6 protein-coding genes and 2 pseudogenes are annotated in these 6,588 nt (G+C 40.7%); 3 read left to right on the top strand and 5 right to left on the bottom strand.

What is annotated here, in order from left to right; genetic code table 11:
* The first annotated feature begins 459 nt into the window (after positions 1-459).
* Positions 460-1,768: pseudogene (locus F8S12_RS22770) on the top strand (NF041680 family putative transposase).
* A gap of 115 nt (positions 1,769-1,883) precedes the next feature.
* On the opposite strand, the gene F8S12_RS22775 reads toward F8S12_RS22770, so the two are convergent.
* From F8S12_RS22775 to F8S12_RS22790, 4 genes are all read right to left on the bottom strand, one after another.
* Positions 1,884-2,732, bottom strand: coding sequence for a NifU family protein (locus tag F8S12_RS22775; RefSeq protein ID WP_196518569.1), 849 nt, complete (start codon positions 2,730-2,732; stop codon positions 1,884-1,886).
* A gap of 156 nt (positions 2,733-2,888) precedes the next feature.
* The gene (locus F8S12_RS22780; RefSeq protein ID WP_196518571.1) at positions 2,889-3,113 is read right to left on the bottom strand and encodes a hypothetical protein; all 225 of its coding nucleotides are present in this window, start codon (positions 3,111-3,113) and stop codon (positions 2,889-2,891) included.
* 8 nt (positions 3,114-3,121) lie between these two features.
* A complete protein-coding gene (locus F8S12_RS22785; protein ID WP_196518572.1) occupies positions 3,122-3,388 on the bottom strand; it encodes a hypothetical protein in 267 nt (88 codons plus the stop codon).
* Between the two features lie 58 nt (positions 3,389-3,446).
* Complete coding sequence (locus F8S12_RS22790) at positions 3,447-4,415, bottom strand: hypothetical protein (protein WP_196518573.1); 969 nt, start codon at positions 4,413-4,415, stop codon at positions 3,447-3,449.
* Between the two features lie 469 nt (positions 4,416-4,884).
* Here F8S12_RS22790 and F8S12_RS22795 point away from each other — a divergent pair, with 469 nt between their 5' ends.
* A complete protein-coding gene (locus tag F8S12_RS22795) occupies positions 4,885-5,760 on the top strand; it encodes an Rpn family recombination-promoting nuclease/putative transposase (protein ID WP_196518575.1) in 876 nt (291 codons plus the stop codon).
* Positions 5,729-6,067, top strand: a complete 339-nt coding sequence (locus F8S12_RS22800) for an Rpn family recombination-promoting nuclease/putative transposase (RefSeq protein WP_230968204.1) — start codon at positions 5,729-5,731, stop codon at positions 6,065-6,067. The genes F8S12_RS22795 and F8S12_RS22800 overlap by 32 nt, the downstream gene beginning before the upstream one ends.
* A 230-nt stretch (positions 6,068-6,297) precedes the next feature.
* Here the strand turns inward: F8S12_RS22800 and F8S12_RS22805 are convergent.
* Positions 6,298-6,588, bottom strand: a pseudogene (locus F8S12_RS22805) (IS4 family transposase); the annotation flags it as partial.

A 6,588-nucleotide genomic window follows, 5' to 3' on the forward strand; every position in this document is an offset into this window, starting at 1 on the left:
TTTCAAATTAACGTGAGTTTGACAAACCTCTGCCTGCTTTAAACTTTAGTTCAAGTCTGTCACTCTCTGAGTCGAAGAGGGAAGGTTTTGCATAGTAAAACCAGGAAGAGTCTTTTTATTCAGCTAATTAGGCGCACACTATATAACTGGAGTTTAGACTAAAAGCGATATGAGAGAACGCAAACCAAATGGAATTAGAGGTTAAAAATATTATCTTGTTAGCTTCAAAGCATCCGCGACCTTGAACAATTATTGTGTAGTATGTTTGCCAAGAAAATATTACAATAATGATAATCATGAAAATGGTGGGAGAGAAACGAGCGACGCTCGTTTCTCTCCCACCCCCCTTATTCGATTATCATTATCAGATAATGAGCAAGAAAAAAGGGGTGTCTGATTGAATACAGTCCCCTTTTTGGTAGAAGGTGAGAAAAGAACTACCATTACTCACCTACCAACATGAAAAATGCCAGACTTGAAGAGTTTCGTCAAGTAGCCTACAAATATTTAGGTAGAGCCAAAGACGCAACTTTTGAATTAACAGATGCCATATTGCTGACCCGCAATGTTTATTCTTTAGCAGACTTATCCTTATCACCAATATTCAGACGCAAGTGGCCAAGCATCTATGAAGCCTTACAAGATAGCAGACCACAGAGACAGAAATTGATGCAGCTATATATCAAACAAATACCAGCAGAGGGGCGACCGTTGTTAGCAGGAGATCACACAAACTGGTCACGCCCAGATGCAGTAACCCTACAAGAGAGAACTTATGAGCATAGTGGGACATTCATAGCGGGAGATAAACCTATTACCATTGGTCAAGGATACAGTACAATTGCTTGGATACCAGAGGATTCAGGTAGTTGGGCATTACCCTTGAGACATGAGCGGATCACCAGTTGGGAAAATCCGATTGAAAAAGCAGTTTGGCAATTAAAACAGGTATGTGAACATCTGCCCAGCAGAGCAATTTCCGTTTGGGATAGTGAATATGGGTGTGCGCCATTTGTCTTAAAGACTACCGATATTCCAGTAGATATTCTAGTCCGATTGCGTTCAAACCTTTGTTTATGGGGCGAACCTGAAGCTTATTCTGGTAAGGGTCGTCCGAAAAAGCATGGTGCTAAATTTCAACTTAATGAACCCGCAACATGGGGTGAAGTGGCATCTATTTTGGAAGAGAATGATCCGAAATTGGGACGGGTGCGTATTAGCCTGTGGAAAAATTTGCATTTCCGTAAGGCTGCTACACGCCCGATGCTAGTCTTGAGGGTTGAACGTCTCGATGCTCAAGGTAACTTGAGAGTATCCAAACCTTTATGGTTAGCATGGGTCGGAGAACAAATGCCGACCTTAGAAGAAGTTTGGCGACTTTACCTACGTCGCTTTACCATTGACCACTGGTATCGTTTTTTGAAACAACGCTTACATTGGACTGTTCCAAAGCTGAGTACTCCTAAGCAATGTGAGAGGTGGAGTGATTTAATGCCTCTGATAACTTGGGAGTTGTGGTTAGCTCGTGATATTGTTGCTGACAACCCTTTACCCTGGCAGAAATCCCTCGATAAATTGACTCGCTCGTTGAGTCGCCCAAGCTATGGGGGGAGTTTTAGCGGCGATTGGTACACCAGCCACTCCACCCAAACCTCGCGGAAAGTCACCAGGCTGGAAATCAGGAAAACCTCGTAACCGTAAAAACCGATATCCCACTGTTAAAAAACGGGCAACAAAGCCACGGAAAGAACCAGCTATTGCGGTTTAATATCAAAGTTTGTTCAGTCTGTTATTAACTCAGCCGTGCTGGGTCGTTTTTCATGGTTTAGTCTAAACTCCAGTTCCTAATCGCCAAGTATATTTGCTGATATGTTACCCTCGCATCATGATTGTTGCAGTTTGACAAAAACCTTATCGTCTTTAATCTTTACTGGATAGGACTGAAGCGAAACATCGGGTGCAGTTAAGCATTTACCTGTTTCTAACTTGTACTGAAATCCGTGGGAAGGACAAGTAATAATACCATTTTCAACCTTACCCTCTTCTAGGGTAGATCCTAGATGAGTGCAAGCATTACGGTAACATTTTACCGTTACACCTTGACGATGTAAAATAAGTAAATTACCAGAAAGTTGTACTGCCAATACACTAAATTCAGGAACTTGATCAATAGTTGCTACTTTGATCCAAGTAGAAGTTATTTTTGAAGAAAATGGACTTATTAAACCAGAATTCGCGTTGTTAACACTAGGGTTGTTATTGACGGCAACCACTTTGGTAATTTCAGGACAATGGTTTTTGATTGCCTGTTCTACTCCCTGAGATAAAGTCAAAGTAGAAGCCGGACAACTGCTGCAAGTTCCGATTAATTTGACTTCTACTGTATCTGGTAGTTTAATTGCCACTAGTTCTATATCCCCATTATGGCTTTTTAAACCTGGGCGAACTTCTTCAAGGGCTGTCTGAATGCGTTGTGCTAATGGTGGTTTTGGTGGTTTGACTAGTTCGTGATACAGTAGCACTGCATAAACTACTTCATCAGCAACAGCATGACGCAAAGCTGACATTGATTCTTGTTTTAGACTTTTAATCAAATTAGTCAATGCAGCTTTATGTAAAGCTTCAATTGCTCTTTTTAAACCCACTGCTACGCACCGTTGGCTTTCATCCCACTCAGATATAATTGCCTCAAAGCGGTTAATTTCCTGAACTAATTCTTCAAGGTTGGACATGGGGGAGAAGAATTTTAGATTTTGGATTTTAGATTTTGGATTGAATAATGTAAAATTGCAAATCCAAAATTGAGCATGGGACATCAGGCATTAGTAACACACCCTACTAATTATACCTACTTAGGCATTGGTCATCAGTTATTTACAAAGGACAATTCACTTCATTTTGAAATCTTTGAGGAGAAATGGCATAATCATGCCTGTCACTAAGCTAGATAATGTTATTGGTAAGTAGAAGGGAATTGGGGCTTGTGCGAGTAACATTAACAGGAAGAAACCTACAGCAATACCAATAGTAGTTTGCTTGACAAAATACATCGGGTCGCGTAGTAGCTTTCCTTTAAAAAATAACTTGGCAGAAAACCATCCGATCTCTAACATATTTTCTCCTAATAATTGGTCAATAAATTTAAGATAGTAAGCCCTAAAAGGATGGCGGGAATTACACCAGCAGGGGCAAATAATGCACCAAGCATTGCTGAAAACTGATAGCCTATATCTTTTCCAGCTAACAGCATTCCACCAATTGCACCGCCGATCATAGACAAGGCTGTTGCTATTATTACCCACACGAATTCTGTTGCTATATTTAAGTCGCCATCTGCTAAACTTGTAAGAAAATCTCTTAAAGTAGTGCTGGTCAAAATATCTCTCATGCTGTTTTGTCCTCCTGATTAAAGTGAAGAGTTAGGAAGTAAATTAGATTCATAACTCCTAACCATTGATTTCCGCTTCTACATCTTGTAGCGCTTGGGCTACTACCTCTGCTTGTCCAATTTGTTGGTATTTGGTAAATATTTCTAAAGCGTCCTGATAGTAGATACGCGCTTGCGAAAGATTTTTAGGATTACCAACTTCTGGTTTTTCCTGCTCGTCTGGTAAGTTGAATAGAGCGTTGGCTTTGTTAGAAATTGTGTTAGCATACTCTAGAGGTGTATCTTTGGAGTTACGGACTTTTAGCGCTTCATCGTAAGCTGCGATCGCTCTTAAATTATTCTCCACAGGATGGGAACTCACTAAGTATTGCAAAGCGTTACCCAAATTGTTTTGCAACATGGCATATTCTCTGGGATGATCAATCAAATTAATATGCTTTAGCGCCACTTCAAATGATTGCACTGCTAACCCTTGACGCAAGTATTCCCGTTCTGATGCTAAGGGCATAGAAAGGTAAGCGATCGCAATATTGTTATACAAAATCGCGTATTCCTGCGGGTAATTTTCCCAATTAAACACCCGCAACGCCTCATGATAAGCTTGGATGCTGTCAGTTATCCGTGCCAAATTGAATGGTACAAGCGACTGCAACACCAGCCCAAAATTCATCTGCGTTTCTGCCACTTCCTCTGGTGAGGCTAATTGCTGTAAAATTGGTAGCGACTCTTCATAACCGACTTTCGCTTGCAGCAGCAGTTGGTACTCAACATCCGGTATTGCCTGTAACGTTCCTGACATCCCCACTTGCGCCCTGGCTTTCAGTAGGGGATACTCTTCACCACACATCTGATATGCCCGGTAATATAAACCAACTGCATTCCGCAAGTCTTGGGCAGTTTTGGGCTTTTTTTGAAAACCCTGCGCTATCTCGATCAGCATTTGGATTTTTTCCTCTGCTGAGGCTGACTCCGACGCAACTGCTGCGATCGCAGCCTTCACTGCTGAATCTGTAATGCTAAGGGTCATAACTCTGCCGTACTCTAGCCAATTGGGAATTGAGTCTGTCAACGCCCACGAATGATAGAGATACGCGATCGCATCTCATCACGGGCCATACTGATTTACGCAGGCTTCGAGTCCCTTAGGCAGAATTCCCCTTTTTTGTCTGACATTAGGGATAGGAGACAAAAGACAGTTCATAAACTCTATCCCCTTCTTGATGCCCTATGCCCAACAAATGAATCAATCTTTTTACTATAAAACACCCTATTTCTAAAAATCTATAGGGAAATTGCCAATATTAATGTCAGTTTTAAACACCTAATATTATTTAAATATTTTTTGTATCGTCACCTAACACAATTCAAATATTCTTTATTGAATTGTTGACATACATATATGCAGTATCTTACCAGCCAACTTTCGTATAGTCTAAAGAGTCACCACGCGATCGTCAAAGTGTAAAATATGTTCATCAACTGTAAAACTAGCTCCCTTGAAAACAGACAGTATCTTTTATCGGATCTTTCAAAGTATCCCCAGCACTTTCTTTGAACTAATTAACCAACCGCCGCAACTAGCTAGTGCTTATCAATTTTCTTCAGTAGAGGTCAAACAACTTGCATTTAGAATCGATGGCGTCTTCCTTCCAAATGCAGCAGAATTACCCATCTATTTTGCAGAAGTCCAATTTCAACCAGATAAAAAATTCTACTCGCGTTTGTTTACTGAAATCTTTAACTATCTCGACAAAACCGAATTAACTAACAATTGGCGTGGTGTTGTCATCTTCCCCAACCGCAGCGTTGATAATGGAGATACCGAAAGATATACAGAATTACTCAACTCACAACGAGTGACTTGTGTGTATCTTGACGAATTAAGCTCAATTGAGGCATCATCAATCGGCATAGAGACAGTTAAACTCATCATCGAACCCGAATCAACTGCGACAACAAAAGCTATCGAAATAGTCAACAATGCCCGACAGCAAATTTCAGATGTCGCTACTATCAGAGAAATTATACAATTGATAGAGACGATATTAATCTATAAGTTGCCGCGATTTAGCCAGGAGGAGATAGGAAAAATGTTTGGATCAAATGAGTTAAGGCAAACTAGATTCTACCAAGATGTTTTTGCAGAAGGTAGACAAGAAGGTAAACAAGAAGGCAGACAAGAAGGCAGACAAGAAGGTAGACAAGAAGGCAGACAAGAAGGTAGACAAGAAGGTAGACAAGAAGGTAGACAAGAAGGTAAGTTAGAAACGATACCCCAGTTGTTAGCGTTGGGTTTAAGTATTGAGCAGATAGCTCAAGCGTTAGGCTTTGACGAACAAGTTGTTAGGCAAGCTATACAATCGAACCCCTAAAACAATAGAGTGCGCTAAGACCAAAACTTCGCTTAGCTTAATAGAGACGATATTAATCTACAAGTTGCCGCGATTGAGCCGAGAGGAGATAAAAAAAATGTTTGGAGAAAATGAGTTAAGGCAAACTAGATTCTACCAAGATGTTTTTGAAGAAGGTAAACAAGAAGGTAAACAAGAAGGCAGACAAGAAGCTAAGTTAGAAGCGATACCACAGTTATTAGCGTTGGGTTTAAGTATTGAGCAGATAGCTCAAGCGTTAGGCTTTGATGAACAAGTTGTTAGACAAGCTGCACAACCGAAATCCTAAAACAATTGATATATAGCTGACGGGGCGCAAGACTTTGCGCCCCTATATTTCAATACGGTTCAGTTAAGGCTATGCAGTGCTTGAAACAACAAACACAGGAGGATTGGTTATTGTTCCAGTACCTCTGTGTTTAACCTTTTTCGAGCGAAATTTTGATACAGGCTTTTTCACAACCCTTGGGTTGTTTCTATGAACCCTTTCAGGTAAAAGTTGGTCAAGAATCTCCACTGTTAACCAACTAAAAAAAAGGGAAGTTCTTGTGGTTGTAAGCGCTGGAATTTGGGAAGGGCGCGACGAACAACTCGTAATGTTCCTGTGAAACTTACACGTAAGGGTGAAATGTTTGCGTTGCTTGCAGCTTGAAAAATTAACAACCGGATAGCCCAATGTCCTAATAACAAACCGTAAACTTCTTGCACCACCTCTCGTGGCTTTTGAGAACGAATATGAGTTTTTCGTCCGAGAAGATGTACTTTGAGTTCGTCAATCGTATTCTCGACTTCCCAACGTTGATGGTACTC

The sequence above is a fragment of the Nostoc sp. WHI genome (assembly GCF_015714725.1).
Taxonomy (GTDB): domain Bacteria; phylum Cyanobacteriota; class Cyanobacteriia; order Cyanobacteriales; family Nostocaceae; genus Nostoc.

Excerpts from the sequence above, each read along its gene's own strand:
- F8S12_RS22785 (WP_196518572.1), bottom strand. The coding sequence starts at position 3,388 with ATGAGAGATATTTTGACCAGCACTACTTTAAGAGATTTTCTTACAAGT.
- F8S12_RS22790 (WP_196518573.1), bottom strand. The coding sequence starts at position 4,415 with ATGACCCTTAGCATTACAGATTCAGCAGTGAAGGCTGCGATCGCAGCA.
- F8S12_RS22780 (WP_196518571.1), bottom strand. The coding sequence starts at position 3,113 with ATGTTAGAGATCGGATGGTTTTCTGCCAAGTTATTTTTTAAAGGAAAG.
- F8S12_RS22775 (WP_196518569.1), bottom strand. The coding sequence starts at position 2,732 with ATGTCCAACCTTGAAGAATTAGTTCAGGAAATTAACCGCTTTGAGGCA.